Raw genomic sequence first — 17,880 nt, forward strand, 5'->3', positions numbered from 1 at the left:
CACCAATGGACCCGCTACAGATCCAAGATCTTCCTGCGTTCAGGCAACTTGCGAACGAGCGCACACGCTTCGGCGCCGGCATGTCGATCGGCATGGCTGCTGCCTACTTCAGCTACATCCTCACCATCGCGTTCTGGCCGCGATTGCTCGGACTTCCGCTGTGGAACGGAACGGTCATCACCTGGGGATTTCTGATCGGCGTAGGACTCATCGCGCTTGGGTTCGTGCTGACAGCCGTCTACGTCGGGCGGGCGAACTCCCGCTTCGATCATCTCAGCCAACGTCTTCTGGAGGAAGTACAATGATCTCGCGACAGACTTGCGGTCCACTGCTCGCAACCGCGTTCGCCATTCTTTCTGATCCGGCGAGAGCGGATGCACTGACGTCCGCACTCGGTACGAGGCAGTCGTTGAACGTCACGGCGATCATTATGTTCCTGGGCTTCGTCGTCGTCAGCCTTGGCGTGACTTTTTGGGCCGCGAGGCAAGGTACGAGTACGGCAAAGGATTTTTATGCCGCGGGAGGCGGTCTTAAGGGATTCCAGAACGGGCTCGCGATTGCCGGCGACTACACTTCGGCCGCGACTTTCCTGGGGGTTACTGCGCTCGTCTACACTTCGGGCTATGACGGCATGATTTATGCCATCGGCTTCCTAGTCGGCTTCCCAATGATCCTGTTCCTGATCGCGGAGCCGCTTCGCAATCTCGGCCGCTATACCTTTGCCGACGTGGTGGCCTATCGATTGTCCGAAGTCCCCGTTAGGGCGATTGCGGGAGTAAATACCCTGGTGATCGTCGTCTTCTACTTGATCGCCCAGATGGTGGGCGCAGGGAAGCTCATCCAGTTGTTATTCGGGCTGCCGTATGTCTATGCGGTCGGCATCGTGGGCGGGCTGATGATGGTGTACGTGACGTTCGGAGGCATGCTCGCCACGACGTGGGTGCAGATCATCAAGGCTGTACTCCTCATGTCTGGCTCTGCCCTGATGTCGTTCCTGATTCTATGGCATTTCGGGTTCAGCCTTGAGGCGCTGTTTCGGGAGGCGGTGACGTTGCACCCGAAAGCTGCTGCGATCATGGCGCCGGGCGGTCTCGTTAAGGATCCGATATCGGCGATGTCGCTTGGGCTTGCCCTGATTTTCGGCACCGCCGGGCTTCCGCACATACTCATGCGCTTCTTCACAGTGCGCAACGCGCGCGACGCCCGCACATCAGTGCTGGTCGCGACCGGATTCATATCAGTGTTCTACAGTCTGCTGTTCGTTCTCGGCTTCGGCGCCATTGCGCTGGTCTCGGCGAATCCTCAGTTCAGTGATGCTGGGGGTGGGCTGATAGGGGGCGTCAACATGGTTGCCTTGCACCTGGCAGATGCGGTCGGCGGGTCACTCCTGCTCGGATTTATCTCGGCAGTCGCGTTTGCGACTATTCTTGCCGTCGTATCCGGCTTGACGCTCGCCGGTGCATCCGCTGCCAGCCACGATCTCTACGCCCGAGTGATCCGCAGAGGTCGTGCGAGCGAGCGCGAGGAAGTGCTCGTGTCGAAGGCTGCCGTCGTTGCGATCAGCCTTCTCGCGATGGGTCTCGGCGTCGTGTTCGAGAACCAGAATATCGCATTCATGGTCGGACTGGTGTTTGCAATCGCAGCGAGCGCCAACTTTCCTGTCATCCTCCTGTCGATCGTGTGGCCGGATCTGACGACCAGGGGAGCAGTAAGTGGATCGCTCGCAGGTTTGCTCAGTTCGGTGGGCCTCGTCGCTCTCAGTCCCGGAGTGTGGACAGCGACCCTCAAGTTTGGGCCTGCGCCATTTCCCTACGACAATCCGGCGCTGGTCTCCGTGCCGCTCGCGTTCGCGGTGTCTTGGGCCGTGTCGGTGCTGGATCGCAGCACCGCTGCCGCGGTAGTCCGCGCATCATTCGGTGCGCAGCATGTTCGCGCACAGACCGGACTGGGTATCGAATAGAGCCATCAATGGACAACTTAGAACAAGGAGAACGGTGATGACCGCTATTGCGATCGAGAAGGCCGCGTCGGCCTGGCCCAACACCATTCGCAAGGAGTTCGAGGCAAATCAACTCAATGGTCACGTCGGCACTCGGCTCTTGTCCGAAACCGATCGCGTGCGCGTCTGGGAAATTCGGCTCGCTCCGGGTGAGCGGATCGGATTTCATCGGCACGTGCTCGACTATTTCTGGACTGCCGTCACCCCTGGCCGGGCCCGGTCGCATACGCAGGATGGCTCCGTTATCGAGGCGACCTACGCGGCGGGCGACACGCGTCACTTCGTGTATGGCGCAGGTGAATACAAGATCCATGATCTTGAAAACGTCGGTGATACCGATTTGTGGTTCACCACTGTCGAGTTTATCGACAGTGCGAACGAGCCGTTGGAAATTAACGCCGTCACCGATCCCCGGTCAGATTCTCAGCCTGCCGGGACGCGGCGCATGTAAACGTCCCGCTTTCTGCCAAAACGAAACTCGGCTTCACTGAATAGGCAGTTCGCTCCAATGCACTCCCTCAAAATCGCAATTGCAGGTGGCTCGCTCGGCGGCCTCTTCGCGGCAGCCCTGCTTCACGCCGCAGGCCACGAGGTGACGGTCTTCGAGCGGTCGAAGCACGGTTTGGAAGGCCGTGGCGCGGGTCTCGTCGGCCAGCGTGAGATATTTGCGATCCTGAGAGCCGTTGGTTGCGAGCATGTCGCGCGAATTGGTGTCGTCGCACGCGAGCGAATTTTTCTCGACCAGGGCGGTCAGATCGTTGAGCGTCATGAAACGCCCCAGATGCAAATCTCATGGGACATCTTGTTCCGAAGCTTCCGTGAGCGACTTCCGGACCGAAACTATCTGCAGGGGCGGGAGGTCGTGTCTGCCAGCGAGCATGGCGGCGCGGCCTATTTGACGTTTTCGGACGGCATTACCGTAGAGGCCGACCTCGTGATTGGCGTCGACGGAGTCGGGTCGATTGTGCGCAGGGCAGTCGCAGGTGATGCTGCTGCGCCGGTATACGCGGGATACGCGGCGTGGCGCGGTCTTTACCCGGAGGTCGACTTGCCGAATTCAGCGGCAGAAACGCTGCGCGAGCGCTTTGCATTCTTCAATATGCATCGGTCCCACATACTTGGATACCTGGTTGCCGGTCCCGATGGCTCTCTTGAGGCAGGCCGTCGTCGATACAATTGGGTTTGGTATCGGACACTGTCGGATGCGGATGGCTCGCTCGCGCGCGAGTTAACTGACGCCTCCGGACATGTCCATCAGTACTCGCTCCCAGCAGGTGCTATGCCGGACGCGGCGCGCGACGATCTCGTCAGGGTTGCCGAACAAACTCTTCCACCGCAATTTGCCACTGCCGTCTCTGCTGAAAGATCACCTTTCATCCAGGCCATATTCGACTATGCCGCGCCGATAATGGTGACCACGCGCATTGCATTGCTTGGCGATGCCGCCTTCGTGGTTCGCCCCCACACGGCGATGGGGGTTTCCAAGGCAGCGGGCGACGCGCTTGCGCTGAGCTATGCGCTTGCTCAGGCGGACGACCTCGCTACTGCGCTTGCCGCGTATGATGCGACCCGGCGGTCGGCAGGCAACGAGATCGCAGCGTATGGACGCCGACTCGGGGCGTCATTCATCTAAGTTTCCCGTTGGAAGGTCGGCGTCGCCTACTCCGCGGACGACCGCTTCTGGCGCAAAGCGGCCGTTCGTCGACCACTCGAGCTTCGTGGCTTTTGACGTTCCGAGTTATGGTAACGGCGCCGGCGCGCCAGTTCAGAAGAACAGCGATAAACGTCCGCTGCGGAGACGTTACTCAACGATGGGCGGCCCAACAATGCCTGATCCGAATGGTTCGACTACAGTAGATAGCTCTTCCAGAGACAAGCCGACAAGCTTGGGGTAAAGCTCTTCTACTCCACCTGGTGAAAAGAAGGTCGACATGCGGATCGGAGAGTTCGAACGATTCCTCCACGCGTGATGTGCGCCTGCTGGAATAACCACAATTGAGCCGACGGAGGCATTGAAAACGTCGCCGTCGATGCTGAAGGTCACCGTCCCTTCAAGGATGTGAAAAATTTCATCTTCCGCATGGAAGTGCATAGGTGTTGCTGTGCCTGGCGCCGCGATATTTTCCATAATTGCATAGCGGCCATTTACCTGTGTTCCGTGAACCCGAATACACAATTGTTCTCCGGGGATTGCCTCAAACCATTTGATGCCGTCATGGTGACTGACAATAGCTGCACTGTGTTCGGGTGCATTATCAGATCCAAACTCCGTACCGAACTTGTGGGGATCATTCATCGATTTTCTTTCCCTTTAGGAGTGAACTCTACGCGCGCGAGGCCGGCGCAGCGCTTCTTGCCTGCCTGTGAAGGCGTGCGAGTTGCTCCACGGCGGCAGGATTCTGATCCGGCGGCAGCGGGATTGCGGAACTGAAGGCGTTGCCGGGATCGTAGCGCCGCTTGACCATGGCCAGCCGTTCGGCGTTGGGACCAAAGCTTGCGGCCGCGCGGTCCGCCTCGCGCGCGCCCAGCAGATTCGGATATCCGCCGGGAAAGGCGATCCGCTTGAAAGTCTGCCGCGTGTCGCGGACCCAGTGCCGATGCCGGCGCTCTTCCAGCCGGTCCGACCGGTCGGGGAACGAGGCGAGGATTTCGATCAGCATGTGGTCGCGACGAAGGCCGAACGCCGTCGCCTCCACCGGCACGCGGGAGGCCGCGCCTCTGAATTCGTGGGTCAAGATCGCGCACCCGGCCGATACGGCTTTGGCCATGGCCTCGACGAGGATTTCGGCGGCGTCCTCATTGAGCACCGGAAGCGAACAGGTTTCCATGAAGACCCGCTGCCCGTTCACGATAAAGGGATCGAAGACCGAGAGCGAAGCTCCGTAGCGGACCGCGTCCACGCTGTTGTCGAGCAGCGTCCCAAGCTTGAGCAAGGGAGCGATATGCGCGTCGCCGCCGCCTTGCCGACCCGACCATGTCGGCACCAGAAGGATCACCGGCGCGCCGTCCGGCCCGGCGACCGCGCAGACCTGGACGGTCAACTCATCGGGCAGGGAAGGCGCTATCTCGGCAAACCGCCGCAAAACCGTCCTGGCTTCAGAGAAAGGATAGACCAGCACGCCCGAGACGACGTTGGGCAGCTCGTGCAGGCGAATGCGCATCTCCGCCACCACGCCAAAATTTCCGCCGCCGCCACGCAGGGCCCAGAACAGATCCTCTTCGTTGCCCGGCTCCGCGGTGACGATACGCCCGTCCGCCAGAACAATGTCGGCGGCGATCAGGTTGTCGAGCGCAAGACCGAAGCGGCCGATCAATGGCCCATAGCCGCCGCCCAAGGTGAGCCCGGCCATGCCGACCGCGCTGCATGAACCGGTCACGGCGGCAAGCCCAAGCGGATCGGTCGCCGTGAGGACATCGACGGCGCGGGCACCTCCCGAAATGCGCGCACTGCGCCGGTCGGGGCTGACATGCACATCCCTCATGCCGCGGAGATCGAGCACAAGTCCGTCGCACAAAGCGCGGCCGGCCCAGTCGTGTCCACCGCCGCGCACCGACAACGCGAGACCGGCGGAACGCGCGGCGGCGATGGCGAGCCGGATGTCCGCCATCGTGCGGCAATGAACGACCATGCGCGGCATCAGGCCGACCGGTTTGGCCCAGATCGCCGTCGCGGCGGCGTAACGGTCGTCGCCCGGCCTCGACGTGCGACCGGGGAGTTGTCCGCCAAGTCCTCGCAGTGTGCTTTCGATCAGATCAGTCATTATCTTCCGAGCTCCTCTGTCTCGTTTGGTTGAAATGCCCCCTCCTGTTGCGCGGCAAACGACGACTTGCCGGGTAAGGCACAACCGGTCGTGGCCGGCTGGCTATTCGATCTGGCTTCAGGCCGACCGACTGCGAGCGAGTGACCGTGCCGCAGCATGACTTCGGCGGCATGCAGCACGTGTGCGGCATCAAAAGCCGCGGCCGGGCTATTGCAGGTCACAGCGATCACGACCCTGACGAGCAAATGAATAGACCAGCGCACGGCGGCCCGCGCGGAGCTGCCGCCTTTCAAGGCGGTAATGAAACAGGAGGCGCGTGGCTCGGCGGCTGCCGCCGGCACGCCGGACAAATATGTCGACAATTGAAAAATCTCCGCACGCTGTCCGCAAGCCGGCGAATTCCAGGCGTCCTCCGCCATGCGGGCCTTCTGGGCGGCGGACTCGCGGGTGAAAGGGGGAAGCGGCGGACGAGACATGCAACGGCTCCTTCTCCATTTGTACCGATAGGTACATCGTGTACCAATCAGTACAAAGCACGTCAAGCCCAAATTTCAGCTGGGGGCGAAAGTTTGCAGGTGTCCCGTCCCGGCGGTGCGGTTTCGATCGCAGCGACGATATTGCGGGCGTGATATTGAAAGAGATCGAGCAGCGGACGCGCAGCCGGTCCGCGCGAGTCCGCCAGGCCGAGCCGGCGTGCGATGCCGGGTTGCAGCGATCTGCTGAGACGGTCTCCGGCCCGGCCTGCGAGCAAGTGCAAATGACACCGCACTAGCCACAAGAAGCGGTGCGCCTGGACCAGCCGGGACGGCTTGAGCGGCATTGAGCGCGCCGAGGCGCAGGCGTTGGCCCATAGCGCGCGCTGCAAGTCTCTGAGGCCACCGGGGCCTCGCTTCAGGTCGGGCTCGTCCTCCAAGGCATGCACATCGCGCGGTGCATGGCGAGGTGTGGGCGACAGAGCGCTGCCGACCGCGTCCCGCCAGCATCCCGCGTCGGGTCCGGCGAAACGGGCCGCAAGCTCGGCATCGAGGGCAGCAAACAGGCCCTGGCAGCCCCATAGGTGCCGCCGGTCGACCAGGCCGGCAAGCACGGTGTGATTGTCCTTGGCAAGCTCAAGGCACTCCTGGACCGACCGCGCTGCATGATCCAGCACGAAGCCAAGATCCCAGAGGCAGCCGACCACGGCGCCGATGCAAGCTTGCGTCGCCGGCGCGACAGTTCCGGATGCGCTGCTTTCGGGGAGGAGAAAGAGCAGGTCGAGGTCGGAGCCGGGGGCGAGTTCTCTCCGTCCGTAGCCGCCCGCCGCAATCGCGGCGAGTGGGGCGACCATGCTCCGATCGCGCATTCCGCTGGATATCGATGCAACGTGGAGCAACCCGATCACGACGCTGTCCGCCAGACGCGTCCTGTCGCGCAGATAAGCCTCGACTGAACCGCCCGCCTCAAGGCGCTCGCGCAAGATCTCGTGCGCCCGCGTTACGAGCAGGCGCACGAGCTTCACTCCACGCAGCCCCGTTAGCGGTCCGGTTTCGCTGGCTAGTGCGCGCAGCGCGTGCCGGATCTCTGCGGTCGGCACTCTATCCGGCGTGGCTTCGCCGACGGCCGCGCTTGGAATGCCGGAAATAGGGCCAATTCCTTGCCACCCTTCAGTGGATCCTGAGGGGGGCGCCATGAGAAGTCTCTTCATCTTGGCCGCTCCTCGTTGCTCGCAGGGCACAGCTTTGCTTTTGGCCCGACTGCCGAGGTTGAAGTAGCGCGGCTAGTCGTCGAGTGACGTCGCGAGTTGAACCAGTCTCTCGGGTAAACAGCGGGACGGAACATCTGCAAGCTTCTTACGTTGTACCGATAAGTACATCGTGTACCTAACGGTACAAGTTTGTCAAGTGCGAAGTCTATGCTCCCCGATATGCGCCGCCCTGAGGGCATAAGGTTTGAAGTTTGCGCCCTAATCCGCCTTCATGGCGATGCGCAGGGGCTTCGGAGCGGACCGCGCGGCTCCGAGCTGGCACTGGTCCGAGCAACGCGGCACAGCGGCACCAAACGGAGCAAGGCGCGCGCCAGATTTTCGATCGCTTGGTCGCTACCGGCGGCAATTTCATCGGTACCTGCCGATACCCATCAGCTCAGCAGGTGCCGGCGAGCTCATGCCACAGATCGCGAGGTTTGGATTTGTCCGCCATGTTCAGACTTGATCGACCGCGCGCGCAGGGATCTTGCGTCGCGAACTGGCTTGTTCGACGACATATCAATGACGAAGACGTCGATACCACGGGATGCGCGGTAACAAGGGACCGCGCCTTTGGCTGCATAGTATGTTTTCCCAACATTGTGCAGCTTTTTTCGCCGCGGCTGAAATTTGGGCTTGACGTCTTGTACTGATTGGTACATGATGTACCACTCAGTACAACCAGGGTATTAAGGAGCCGTTACGTGTCTGGTCCTCCACTTCCCTCTTTCACCCGCGAGTCCGCCGCCCAGATGGCCCGCATGGCTGAGGACGCCTGGAATTCGCGCGATCCGGAGCGGGTGGCGCTGGCCTACACCGAAGACAGCCGCTGGCGGAATCGCTCGGAATTCCTTGAAGGCCACTCCGCGATCGTCGCGTTCCTGACACGCAAGTGGCAGAAGGAACACGAGTACCGGCTGATCAAGGATCTCTGGGCGTTCGACCGCAATTTCATCGCCGTGCGTTTCCAGTACGAATGGCATGACGACGCCGGACAGTGGTTCCGCTCCTACGGCAATGAGCAGTGGGAATTCGACGAGAACGGTTTGATGCGCCGGCGCGAGGCCAGCATCAATGATATGCCGATCGGCGAAAGCGAGCGCCGTTACCGGTGGGCGGCGCCCGGCCCGCGCCCCGCGCATCACCCGGGCCTCGGCACCAGCCCGAAGTAACAAAACTTGAGAGGGTGTTGAAGGAAAATGATGGCGAGGTCGATTGCCGAGCGTGCTGATGTCTTGCCGCAACTGGCGGAAGTGTTTCGAGCCCATGGCTATGAGGGCGCGACGCTGTCGCTGATTTCGGACGCGACCGGGCTCGGCAAGGGCAGCCTCTACAATTTCTTTCCAGGCGGCAAGGAGCAGATGGCGATGGAGGTTCTGACCTCCATCGACCGGTGGTTCGCCGACAACATCTATACGCCGCTGCGGACATCGACCGATCCGGCAAAGGGCATCGCCGACATGTTTGCGGCGGTCGATGATTATTTCCGCTCTGGACAGCGGGTGTGTCTGGTCGGCGCAGTGGCGCTCGGCGCCTCGCGCGATCTGTTTGACGACAAGGTCAAAACCTATTTCGCGGGCTGGATCGATGCGCTCGCAGCCGCGTTGCGGCGGCTCGGCGATGACAGAACCGCCGCACGCCAGAAGGCGGAACAAGCGGTGCTGGAAATTCAGGGCGCGCTGGTGCTGACGCGCGCGCTCGACGATATGAAGGTGTTCTCCCGCGCGCTGGCAGACTCGCGCAAGCGGTTGATGAATACAAAATAGCGGCGCTGATGCGATATTTTCGAACGCCTCGGCAACGATATCGTGCAAAATCGTACAGTGGCGCGCCCGACACGATTCGAACGTGTGACCTTTGCCTCCCAAAGCAGACCCAAGCCGCACAGCCACAATCGGCAACCCGTTTTAGGCGTAACCAGGATTCCCCATTTCCGTAATCGTGATGTAACGACACCCGTTCTTTTAGCGGCGTGGCGTTCGTTCATGTCCTGGACATCGGACAACATGGAGAGGATCTTCCGCTATGGATTTGCGATTGCAAGGAAAGCGTGCGTTGGTCACGGGTAGCAGCATCGGCTTGGGAGAGGCGATCGCGCGAGCCCTTGCTGCCGAGGGTGTTGCTGTTGCGATCCACGGACGCCAACCGGAACGTACATTCGCCGTTGCGGCAGAAATCGAGGCTCTCGGCGGCAGAACAGCCGTTGTTCTCGGAGACCTCACGGTCGAACATGAAGCGCATAGCGTCGCTAACAGCGCGATCAAGCAGCTAGGCGGTATCGATATCCTCGTTAACAACGCGGGTGGACCAGGCGATAGGCTGTTCTGGGAAGAGACGCAAATCCGAGCTTGGACCGAGTCTTACGAGCGGAACGTTCTGGCTGCTGTAAGACTGATCAATCATCTTCTGCCGTCGATGCGGCAGTCTGGCTGGGGAAGAATTGTGAATGTCTCGAGCGTGGCTGGTGTGATGCCCCAGCCTACCGGCCCGGAGTACGGAGCAAGCAAGGCTGCGATCAACAATCTCAGCCTGTCCTTGACCAAAGCGCTCGGGGCATCGGGAGTGACGGTTAACACGGTTTCTCCCGGCATGATTCTCACGCCGAAGCTGGAAAAAGTACTTCGTCAGATGGCAACTACGAACGGCTGGGTTGCCAGCGGTGCTTCATGGGAAGAGATCGAGCGGGTTTTTTTGAAAGTTTCACAGGTTCCCCTTGGCAGAATTGGTCGCGTTGAGGAGGTCGCGCACGCCGTCGTCTTTTTGTGCAGTTCGCTTGCCAGTTACATCACCGGCGCGGACTTACGAATTGATGGCGGGGTTGTACCAGCTCTATAGAGCGGCCAGCCTGGAGTACCTTAAGTTACGGGACGGCGCGATTAACGATGCGCTGTTGAGCAGTCATCGCTAAAAATTTTAAAGACCGCTGATGCGCTTCGCGCGCTTAGACGTGAGGGGCCACATCGTTTCATACCAAAGCAACCACCGACCTTCGTATTGGTCCCGGAAAGCCTTGCGGCAGCAGGAGCATCCAAAAATCCACCTTGGCGCGATTTTCGGCGTCGTTCGATTTTCGACTTTTGCAACAATATCGGCACGAAACCGACATGACCGGCCCGGTCGGCGATGTCCGGTCTTGGGGGTACAACGGAAGTCGCATTTCCCGGCCTCGAGGTCGCCTTTTGACCCGGAGCGGTCCTCGGGGCGAACTTGAGGTCGGGCTGGTCCGCGCATCTTTGCTGGCCCATGGAAGTCGGCGGGGACTCGAGACAAGCAGACAGGCCGTTGATGTCCCGGGGGCGCCAACAGGTCCCGGCTCGAGATCATCCTCGCTCCAGGGATAGATGCACCGAGCCAAGGACGGCACTACCGTGCAGGCGCGTCTTATGCGCGCTTGCGATTTTGCGCTCGCGGGCTGCCGGGCGATCGGGCCCGTATTCCGCGGGGGTGGGACGGCAGCCGATCCGAATGATTGGTCTGAACGGCAACCGGCCGAGCAGCCAAGTGCGGGTCTGGAGCATTCCGGCCGCTCACCGTTTCAAATCGCAGCCAGACAGGAAATGCTCTTGCAATCCGCAGATCGCCATCGAACTGCAGCGCAGTGCCGGCCGCGTCGCGCCATTTCGTATGGCCAAGATAGACATCGACGTAATCACGGATATTGCCGCGGAGCGTAAGATCGACGGCAAATCCCGGATCCTTCATGCAGACGTCGACGCCGGATCGTCCGAGGATCAGCCACATGATTCGAAATTTCGTGCGGCTCGCCGGCACGCCTGAAAATTCGAAGCGCAAGACGACGCGCCGATCCGGCAGCATGCTCAGATCGACACGCTTGCGCAATCCCCAGATCAGGAGGGCGGGATCAAGATCGGAACGTTTGATCCGGTCGTGGGTGTAGGTCATTCCCCACTGGCCGAGCGCGTGCATTACCACGCGCAAGCCCTCGCCAGCAGGCGTGAGCCAGTACTCGTGGCCGGCACCGTCGGCGCCGCGCGGCCGGCGTTCAATCACACCATGGTCCTCTAGCTCACGCAGCCGCGCGACCAGGACTGCCCGGGAAATCAGCGGCACGCCGCGATGGATGTCGTTGAAGGAGTGCATGCCAGTCATCACTTCGCGCACGATAAGCGGAGTCCAGCGGGTGGCGAAGATCTCGGATGCCTTCGCGATCGGGCAAAACTGACCATAGCTTGCTGACATGCGTCCGATCTAGTCACCGACAGCCGGATTTACCAGTCCGAAAAACAGACTTGGCGGAGCGAAGCGCCCCGTCCACATGTCGGCGCGACGCGGCGATGTGCAGCATCGTCTCTTTCACGTTCAGGTCGCCTTGTGTCACGGCACCGACATCGCACGGAGTACTTCGCAATGACCGATTACGTCTTAATCCACGGCGCGTGGCATGGTAGCTGGTGCTGGGCGCGCGTGCGTCGCCTGCTGGCGGCGGCGGCGGGGCACCGGGTGTTCACGCCGACGCTAACGGGTGTCGGAGAACGCTCCCATCTCTTGAGTCGCGACGTCGGCCTCGACACCCATGTCGCTGATGTGGCCAATCTCATGATTTGGGAGAACCTACGCGACATCGTCCTGGTCGGACACTCCTACGGCGGTGTCGTCGCACGCCACGTCGCTGACCGGATGCCGGACCGGATTCGCTCGCTCATCTATCTCGACGCCTTCGTTCCCGAGAACGGCAAAACCCTTTTTGATTACCTGCCCGACAACGGCGAGGGCGACCGGAAACTGGCTGTGGCCCATGGCGATGGCTGGAGAGTTCCGCCGAGACCAGCGTCGTTCCTCGCGGTCAATGCGGCAGACGCCGCCTGGGTGGATCGTCAGTGCACGATGCACCCGCTGTCCAGCTTTGAAGCGCCGGCGCAAATCAGCGGCGCCTGCGACGACATCGCAAAAATCGGATACATTCTGGCTAGTGGTTTTGAAGGTCCTTTCGGCCAGTTTTACGCCAAGGCAGGAGAGCGCCGCTGGTGGCAGGAGGAGCTTGCATGCGGGCATGATGTGATGCTCGACATGCCCAATGAACTCACGGCCCTGCTGCTGCAGCGGACGTAGAGAGCGGTCGCCGCCATCGTTCGCTCGAGCGACGGAGGTGTCTGCAGGCCTTGCTTGCGTCGGCCGTCGGGGGCACACCGGGAATCGTCTGCTCGTCGTGAGTTTGTCAGCACACGACCGACGCACTGGGCTTTCTGCCGCGGTGCATGAGTCTGAAATTGGCACGAACCGGACCAACGGCGATGTCCCCTGTACTTCCGCTGATGAGGGATAAGCGGAAGTGACCCGATTGGCTGATTTTGGTAGGGATTGACCCATATGCGACATCGCCATTCTGAAGGCGCGACCGCCCCACTTCCACAGCACAGCTTTCGGTCGGAGACCGCAGCATATGCAACTTATGCAGCATATTGTGTCGGAGATTCTGCGTAAGAACCTGATCACAATTCATCACGTCCCCGCGACCTCGCCCTCTCGGACCCCAGCAAGATGTTGCCAGAAGCTATAAACACAGCCTTCAGACCGAGACGGAGGCGATAATGCTTCAGAGCGACGATGTTGGCGGCGCGCCTCTGCTGGATTTCGAGGCGTGGCGAGCGTTGCTCCGATCGAATTGCGGGCGCGACGTCGAGGTCACGGCGCCTAACGCCTTTGCCGGTTGGAGGCGTCCCTTCAATGTATGCGGGCTTGAGGCAACTTCGGTAAAGATCAGGTGGGGGTCCGCGGACCCCGGTTGCTCTGATCACCGGGTAGAGCGCTACCGGGATGTTCGCTGCGATGGCGCGGATCATTATCTCATAATCTTCCAAGTCGCTGGGCAGACTGCAATGACCCAGATGGATCAGGAGGCACTACTCGCTGTAGGCGACGTTGCGCTCGTCGATGCGGCGCGACCGGTGACATATCTCTTCTCGGGAGAATGGCTGACGCTTCGGCTGCCGCGAAAATCGGTGCGGTCTCACTTCGGATTCGAGCCGCAAGGGGGTGTTGGCAGACAAAGAACGCGCGCCAGTCGTCTGCTCTTCGACCTCATTCGGAATGCCGATATGGAAGCCGCGTCACCGTCCGCCGATATCTACATGCAGTTCGCCGTCTATGACCTCGTTGGCGCGCTATTTGCGCCGTCTGATCCGCGCTCCCTGGCACGTGGCTCGGACAAATTGTTCCAACGCATCTGTGGCGTCATCAAGGATGGTTTTTCCGATCCGGATTTCGGGCCCGTTGAGGTAGCCGCCGAAGCCGGCGTCTCGTTGCGCTATGTGCAAAAGCTCCTCACCGAGCGCGGCACGACCTGCAGCGAATTCATCTATTCGAGCCGGCTTGATCATGCCGCCCATTTGCTCCGCCGCCGGGCGTTGCTGGGTACGGGCGAGCCTCTCAGCGAGATCGCCTACGCTTGCGGCTTTCGCGACTATGCGCATTTCGCGCGGAGATTCCGCAAGCGGTTTGGCTATTCGCCGCGTTGGACCGCACCATAGAGCGGCACATCAAACCCAATTCCGACGACCGGATGCTCGACCTGTGCTTTTTCAGCCAGACCCGGGAAGCCATTAGGGCCGCGCCGGAAGGCCGGCGCGGCCTAGCGGTCGCCAAAAGCCGACACAGGCCCGTCGGTAAGCCTGACATTGCTGGCCTTTGGCTTTCCGTTGAATGTGATGGCCTCATAAACGATCCGCTGGCCCTTTTTGATCGTCGCTGGACGCCTTGTCGAAGGCGGCCGTTATGAATCTGACTCGGAGCAACAGCCCACTCCTTCGCCCAAGGATAAAGCTAGGAAACATCGCCTACGCGGCGGTGTTCTTAGCGTCCGAAGAGTCCCGCATGATCACTGGCCACATACTCCCCGTGGACCGAGGGATTGGCGACTGAAGCTCAACTATTCATCGATAATGGGCTGGATCGTCATCACCGTCCCGGTTTAACGGGCCAGTCTTTCGGCCTGCGCGGCAAGATGGCGCGCCACGCGGACGTTGAGCCAGTGATGGATTCGGGCAGTCAAATAGATGATTTCGATAGTCATGGCATAGTCCTCTGCAACTCCCAGGGCTCGAGGGCGATCAGCCAACGAACCCAGGCGACGCCGTTCCGTAATGGCGCTTTCGAGATAAACGTCCGCTGCGGAGACGTTACTCATCGATGGGCGGCCCAACAATGCCTGATCCGAATGGTTCGACCACAGCAGATAGCTCTTCCAGAGACAAGCCGACAAGCTTGGGGTAAAGCTCTTCTACTCCACCTGGTGAAAAGAAGGTCGACATGCGGATCGGAGAGTTCGAACGATTCCTCCACGCGTGATGTGCGCCCGCTGGAATAACCACAATTGAGCCGACGGAGGCGTTGAAAACGTCGCCGTCGATGCTGAAGGTCACCGTCCCTTCAAGGATGTGAAAAATTTCATCTTCCGCATGGAAGTGCATAGGTGTTGCTGTGCCTGGCGCCGCGATATTTTCCATAATTGCATAGCGGCCATTCACCTGTGTTCCGTGAACCCGAATACACAATTGTTCTCCGGGGATTGCCTCAAGCCATTTGATGCTGTCATGGTGACTGACAATAGCTGCACTGTGTTCGGGTGCACCGAACTTGTGGGGACCATTCATCGATTTTCTTTCCCTTCTTCTTTGACCGATCCGCGATCCGGCCATCCTCGAACCATCGATTCCGGGTTGTAACGCCCGCACCATTCTTTGCCATCTCCCGGCCGCAATTTCCGAACCGGATTACCGTCGTGCAGATCGAACTTAGGTCGCCGGAAGTTGAACGTCGTGAGCCGACGACGCACTTTCGACAGGACCAGCCCGCACTGTGAGAAATTCGGTTACGGAGTTATTTCGGAATGCCGCTTCCGCGTTACGGATGTAGCTTTGTGGGTTAAAATGGCTGCCGACGTCAGTTATGGGGATTTTGGGTTGATGGGGCGCCATGGTGTGGCTCGACTATAAGTTTAGAGCCCTTTACTCAGCGGGCACAGTCGATCGCGGGCTTGCCAGTTCAGCCGGCTCGCGGCGGAAAACGAGCCAGCCAAAGAGCAGCGTATCGGCGAGAACAACCAGCGAAGATACAGCGGTTATCGGTTCGCCGACTGCGTGTCCTGAGTACACTAGACCCACACCGATCGTCAGGACGATCGTGCCAACAATCCAAATCCAGACCTGCACCGAAGCCAAACGGTTAAGGCCAACCGCCGGGTGCAAGTGATAATAGATGCCGAAGAGGAAGAGAGACACCCAGCCCAGCAGATTAAGGTGCGCATGGGCTGGCATGGTAGAATGATCCTGGCTGATCCCCATCACGATGCCCCAAATCATGCCGGCAATAACCATGAGCACGGCGGCGCGGAAGCTTAAAATGGAAGCCTTCATTTCGATCCCCACGAGTTCGGTTTAATTGATTGCGCGTTTGCAAATCCCATCAAACCGAGTTGAGCGGCAGCGACCGTTACAGCCGCTGTACCGAAGAAGCGGCGGCGATGAGGATTGATTTCTTCAGACATCGATTTTCTCCAATTCGATTAGAAGGGCTCGATTCATCAAGTGAGGATGCCGACCGGTCAGTGGTGGCCGCTCGTTGCATCCACTGCCGGGATTAGTTGGCAACAATGCCATAGCCGATCTCGCGGAAGCCTTTGACCAAACTGGCGCCTGTGCCCTGTGAGGCGCCGGTAATGACCGCAACCTTCTGAGGCCAAAATCGTTCTTCCTATGGTTGGCCGGGCGAGAACTTCGATGGCTTCCGACGAGCCGATCGGCAAGGTGACTTGCTTTGTGATCAGGCCAGGCGGCGGATCTGACGGAAATCATGATCGAATTGCTTGGCCGTGGCTTTGCTACGGTTGCTGCGGCGATGCTCTCGATTGAGACTGAATCGATGAGATGCGCGATAGGTTCACTTGTCGTGCCTTGCATAGATTATTTCCAGTTTTGATGGTTGATGTTTTGTGTTTGGATTGGGTTGCGGGGGGAGGCTCGGGGAGCGCAAACTTGGTGGCGCTTGGAATGGATGCCGGTTCGAGCCGAGCAACTCTTCGCGCCAAGAACAAGCGGCAGTTTCCTAAGCCCCTTCACGGACCCTGTAGCGATTAGCTGCGGCACCTGGGACCATGATGCCTTCGATCAGCGAGAACTGCCCATTGATCTGCCCGCTTGCGAGGAAATTTCTCATTTTTACGCCTGAAAAAGGGGTAAGTGGTTGGGCTGTGGCTGTGAACGGCCTGAGATTCGGCATAACGGCTCCCGGTTTGACTCGTGAAAGACGCCGCGATTGAAGCATGGCTGGAAAAGCCCGTTTGCCGTTTCCTGCCGTTCTGTATCGGATTCTGTTGCATTTTGCGGTACACGGGGCATTCCAGGCTTGCCGTTGCGTGCAGGGCGCCCAACATAGACTGCAGCCGTCTCCGAGGCTCGACAATGTTGGATTTGCTTATCGCTGCCGCTCATCAGCGCGGCGCCGTTTCCCAAACCGCCACGCAGCGCGGAAACGGCTCGCCATCTCCGGTTCCGCTCACGCCATGACGGCCCAGCGCATCTCTGCAATCCAAGAAGGTCAGCTCCAACCTATGTTCGGCGGAGCGCTGGAAATCCCCTCGCCATCGCCGACCTTGCTCATCGAAACTCACCGGGGCGAGGCGGGCCGTGCATACACGCGCATCATCCCCCGGCATGTGTTGACCCTGTTTCTCGAACCTGCAGCTGTGTGGCATTCGGCTGACGGTGCGTCGACATCGCACATTTTCATTCCTGCGAACACTGTTGTCATGTCATTGCGGGGACGGTCAGAAAGCGTGCTCTGGCTTGACCCTGCGCAAGTGTTGGTGGTGGAGGTCAGCGATCGCGCGCTGGCGGAGGCCGCCGGCACGCTGTTTGACGCGCAAAGTTTTGAATTGATGCCGAGCCCAGGGGTGCAGGATGCGCGATTGTCTGCGCTTCTCCAAGCGCTTCATGCCGAGCAGGTGAGCGGTTATGGCTCTGGCCGGCTATTTGTTGACGGTATTGAGCAGGCTCTTGCCGCGTGCCTCGTCAGCCGCTACAGCACCCGTCGTCCAAAGCGCCGTGTGCGAACCGGGGGCCTGTCTCCATCGCGTGCGAAGCGCCTTGTTGACCACATCCAGGCGCATATCGGCAGCCCTTTGCCGCTGGACGAACTCGCTGCCTGCGCGGGCTTAAGTTCGTCCTATCTATCCCGAGCTTTTCGGGAAACTTTCTCAGTGACACCACACGATTTCGTGCTCGACATGCGCATCAAGCGGGCTATGGAATTGCTGGCGCAGCCAGGCAATTCGATTCTGGACGTCGCGCAACTCTGCGGCTTCCAGACCCAGCAGCATTTCTCGCGCATCTTCCGGCAGCGGGTTGGAGTATCGCCGGGGCAATTCTGCCGCGAACTATAGC

The 17,880-nt window shown here is 60.1% G+C and carries 20 protein-coding genes and 1 pseudogene; 11 read left to right on the top strand and 10 right to left on the bottom strand.

Annotated elements, in window-relative coordinates; genetic code table 11:
- The first annotated feature begins 5 nt into the window (after positions 1 to 5).
- From B5525_RS23515 to B5525_RS23530, 4 genes are read left to right on the top strand one after another with little or no spacing between them, the layout of a single operon-like run.
- Entirely contained in the window at positions 6 to 305 is a 300-nt protein-coding gene (locus tag B5525_RS23515; protein WP_079568139.1) for a DUF485 domain-containing protein, read from the top strand.
- The gene (actP, locus tag B5525_RS23520) at positions 302 to 1,960 is read left to right on the top strand and encodes a cation/acetate symporter ActP (RefSeq protein WP_079568140.1); all 1,659 of its coding nucleotides are present in this window, start codon (positions 302 to 304) and stop codon (positions 1,958 to 1,960) included. Before B5525_RS23515 ends, actP begins: the two co-directional genes overlap by 4 nt.
- 37 nt (positions 1,961 to 1,997) lie before the next feature.
- Positions 1,998 to 2,450, top strand: coding sequence for a hypothetical protein (locus tag B5525_RS23525; RefSeq protein WP_079568141.1), 453 nt, complete (start codon positions 1,998 to 2,000; stop codon positions 2,448 to 2,450).
- A gap of 57 nt (positions 2,451 to 2,507) precedes the next feature.
- On the top strand, positions 2,508 to 3,632 hold the full coding sequence (locus B5525_RS23530) for an FAD-dependent monooxygenase (RefSeq protein WP_079568142.1): 1,125 nt from the start codon (positions 2,508 to 2,510) through the stop codon (positions 3,630 to 3,632).
- 168 nt (positions 3,633 to 3,800) lie between these two features.
- Here the strand turns inward: B5525_RS23530 and B5525_RS23535 are convergent, their stop codons facing one another.
- The 4 genes from B5525_RS23535 to B5525_RS23550 all read right to left on the bottom strand — a co-directional run bounded on the left by B5525_RS23535 (position 3,801) and on the right by B5525_RS23550 (position 7,444).
- Positions 3,801 to 4,295: a cupin domain-containing protein gene (locus tag B5525_RS23535; RefSeq protein WP_079568143.1), complete on the bottom strand. Its 495-nt coding sequence runs from the start codon at positions 4,293 to 4,295 to the stop codon at positions 3,801 to 3,803.
- 28 nt (positions 4,296 to 4,323) lie between these two features.
- The gene (locus tag B5525_RS23540; RefSeq protein ID WP_079568144.1) at positions 4,324 to 5,760 is read right to left on the bottom strand and encodes an FAD-binding oxidoreductase; all 1,437 of its coding nucleotides are present in this window, start codon (positions 5,758 to 5,760) and stop codon (positions 4,324 to 4,326) included.
- Positions 5,760 to 6,236: a DUF1348 family protein gene (locus B5525_RS47510; RefSeq protein ID WP_079568145.1), complete on the bottom strand. Its 477-nt coding sequence runs from the start codon at positions 6,234 to 6,236 to the stop codon at positions 5,760 to 5,762. The genes B5525_RS23540 and B5525_RS47510 overlap by 1 nt, the downstream gene beginning before the upstream one ends.
- A 62-nt stretch (positions 6,237 to 6,298) precedes the next feature.
- Positions 6,299 to 7,444, bottom strand: a complete 1,146-nt coding sequence (locus B5525_RS23550) for a hypothetical protein (protein ID WP_079568146.1) — start codon at positions 7,442 to 7,444, stop codon at positions 6,299 to 6,301.
- Positions 7,445 to 8,187: 743 nt separating this feature from the next.
- Between B5525_RS23550 and B5525_RS23555 the strand changes: the two genes are divergently transcribed.
- The 3 genes from B5525_RS23555 to B5525_RS23565 all read left to right on the top strand — a co-directional run bounded on the left by B5525_RS23555 (position 8,188) and on the right by B5525_RS23565 (position 10,318).
- Positions 8,188 to 8,655: a DUF1348 family protein gene (locus B5525_RS23555; RefSeq protein WP_079568147.1), complete on the top strand. Its 468-nt coding sequence runs from the start codon at positions 8,188 to 8,190 to the stop codon at positions 8,653 to 8,655.
- Positions 8,656 to 8,685: 30 nt separating this feature from the next.
- Positions 8,686 to 9,249 (top strand): TetR/AcrR family transcriptional regulator, encoded by a 564-nt coding sequence (locus tag B5525_RS23560; RefSeq protein WP_079568148.1) that lies wholly within the window; start codon positions 8,686 to 8,688, stop codon positions 9,247 to 9,249.
- A 259-nt stretch (positions 9,250 to 9,508) separates the two neighbouring features.
- Positions 9,509 to 10,318, top strand: coding sequence for an SDR family NAD(P)-dependent oxidoreductase (locus tag B5525_RS23565; RefSeq protein WP_079568149.1), 810 nt, complete (start codon positions 9,509 to 9,511; stop codon positions 10,316 to 10,318).
- A gap of 546 nt (positions 10,319 to 10,864) precedes the next feature.
- Here the strand turns inward: B5525_RS23565 and B5525_RS23570 are convergent.
- A complete protein-coding gene (locus B5525_RS23570; protein WP_079568150.1) occupies positions 10,865 to 11,683 on the bottom strand; it encodes a winged helix-turn-helix transcriptional regulator in 819 nt (272 codons plus the stop codon).
- A 168-nt stretch (positions 11,684 to 11,851) separates the two neighbouring features.
- On the opposite strand from B5525_RS23570, the gene B5525_RS23575 reads away from it, so the two are divergent.
- From B5525_RS23575 to B5525_RS47905, 3 genes are all read left to right on the top strand, one after another.
- On the top strand, positions 11,852 to 12,553 hold the full coding sequence (locus B5525_RS23575) for an alpha/beta fold hydrolase (RefSeq protein WP_079568151.1): 702 nt from the start codon (positions 11,852 to 11,854) through the stop codon (positions 12,551 to 12,553).
- A 479-nt stretch (positions 12,554 to 13,032) separates the two neighbouring features.
- Positions 13,033 to 13,971, top strand: coding sequence for a helix-turn-helix domain-containing protein (locus B5525_RS23580; RefSeq protein WP_079568152.1), 939 nt, complete (start codon positions 13,033 to 13,035; stop codon positions 13,969 to 13,971).
- Positions 13,972 to 14,215: 244 nt separating this feature from the next.
- Positions 14,216 to 14,362 (top strand): SDR family oxidoreductase, encoded by a 147-nt coding sequence (locus B5525_RS47905; RefSeq protein WP_154073385.1) that lies wholly within the window; start codon positions 14,216 to 14,218, stop codon positions 14,360 to 14,362.
- 49 nt (positions 14,363 to 14,411) lie between these two features.
- Here B5525_RS47905 and B5525_RS44275 read toward each other — a convergent pair whose 3' ends face one another.
- The 5 genes and pseudogenes from B5525_RS44275 to B5525_RS47515 all read right to left on the bottom strand — a co-directional run.
- Positions 14,412 to 14,627, bottom strand: a complete 216-nt coding sequence (locus B5525_RS44275; protein ID WP_154073386.1) for a hypothetical protein — start codon at positions 14,625 to 14,627, stop codon at positions 14,412 to 14,414.
- On the bottom strand, positions 14,620 to 15,177 hold the full coding sequence (locus B5525_RS23590) for a cupin domain-containing protein (RefSeq protein WP_079568154.1): 558 nt from the start codon (positions 15,175 to 15,177) through the stop codon (positions 14,620 to 14,622). Before B5525_RS23590 ends, B5525_RS44275 begins: the two co-directional genes overlap by 8 nt.
- A 270-nt stretch (positions 15,178 to 15,447) precedes the next feature.
- The gene (locus B5525_RS23595) at positions 15,448 to 15,855 is read right to left on the bottom strand and encodes a hypothetical protein (protein ID WP_079568155.1); all 408 of its coding nucleotides are present in this window, start codon (positions 15,853 to 15,855) and stop codon (positions 15,448 to 15,450) included.
- Positions 15,852 to 15,986 (bottom strand): hypothetical protein, encoded by a 135-nt coding sequence (locus tag B5525_RS47235; RefSeq protein ID WP_276328789.1) that lies wholly within the window; start codon positions 15,984 to 15,986, stop codon positions 15,852 to 15,854. The genes B5525_RS23595 and B5525_RS47235 overlap by 4 nt, the downstream gene beginning before the upstream one ends.
- Positions 15,987 to 16,084: 98 nt before the next feature.
- Positions 16,085 to 16,159 (bottom strand): annotated as a pseudogene (locus B5525_RS47515) (3-oxoacyl-ACP reductase); the annotation flags it as partial.
- 841 nt (positions 16,160 to 17,000) lie between these two features.
- On the opposite strand from B5525_RS47515, the gene B5525_RS23600 reads away from it, so the two are divergent.
- Entirely contained in the window at positions 17,001 to 17,879 is an 879-nt protein-coding gene (locus B5525_RS23600; protein ID WP_172899951.1) for a helix-turn-helix transcriptional regulator, read from the top strand.
- Position 17,880: the final 1 nt, after the last annotated feature.

The organism is Bradyrhizobium erythrophlei (assembly GCF_900129505.1).
Lineage (GTDB): Bacteria > Pseudomonadota > Alphaproteobacteria > Rhizobiales > Xanthobacteraceae > Bradyrhizobium > Bradyrhizobium erythrophlei_D.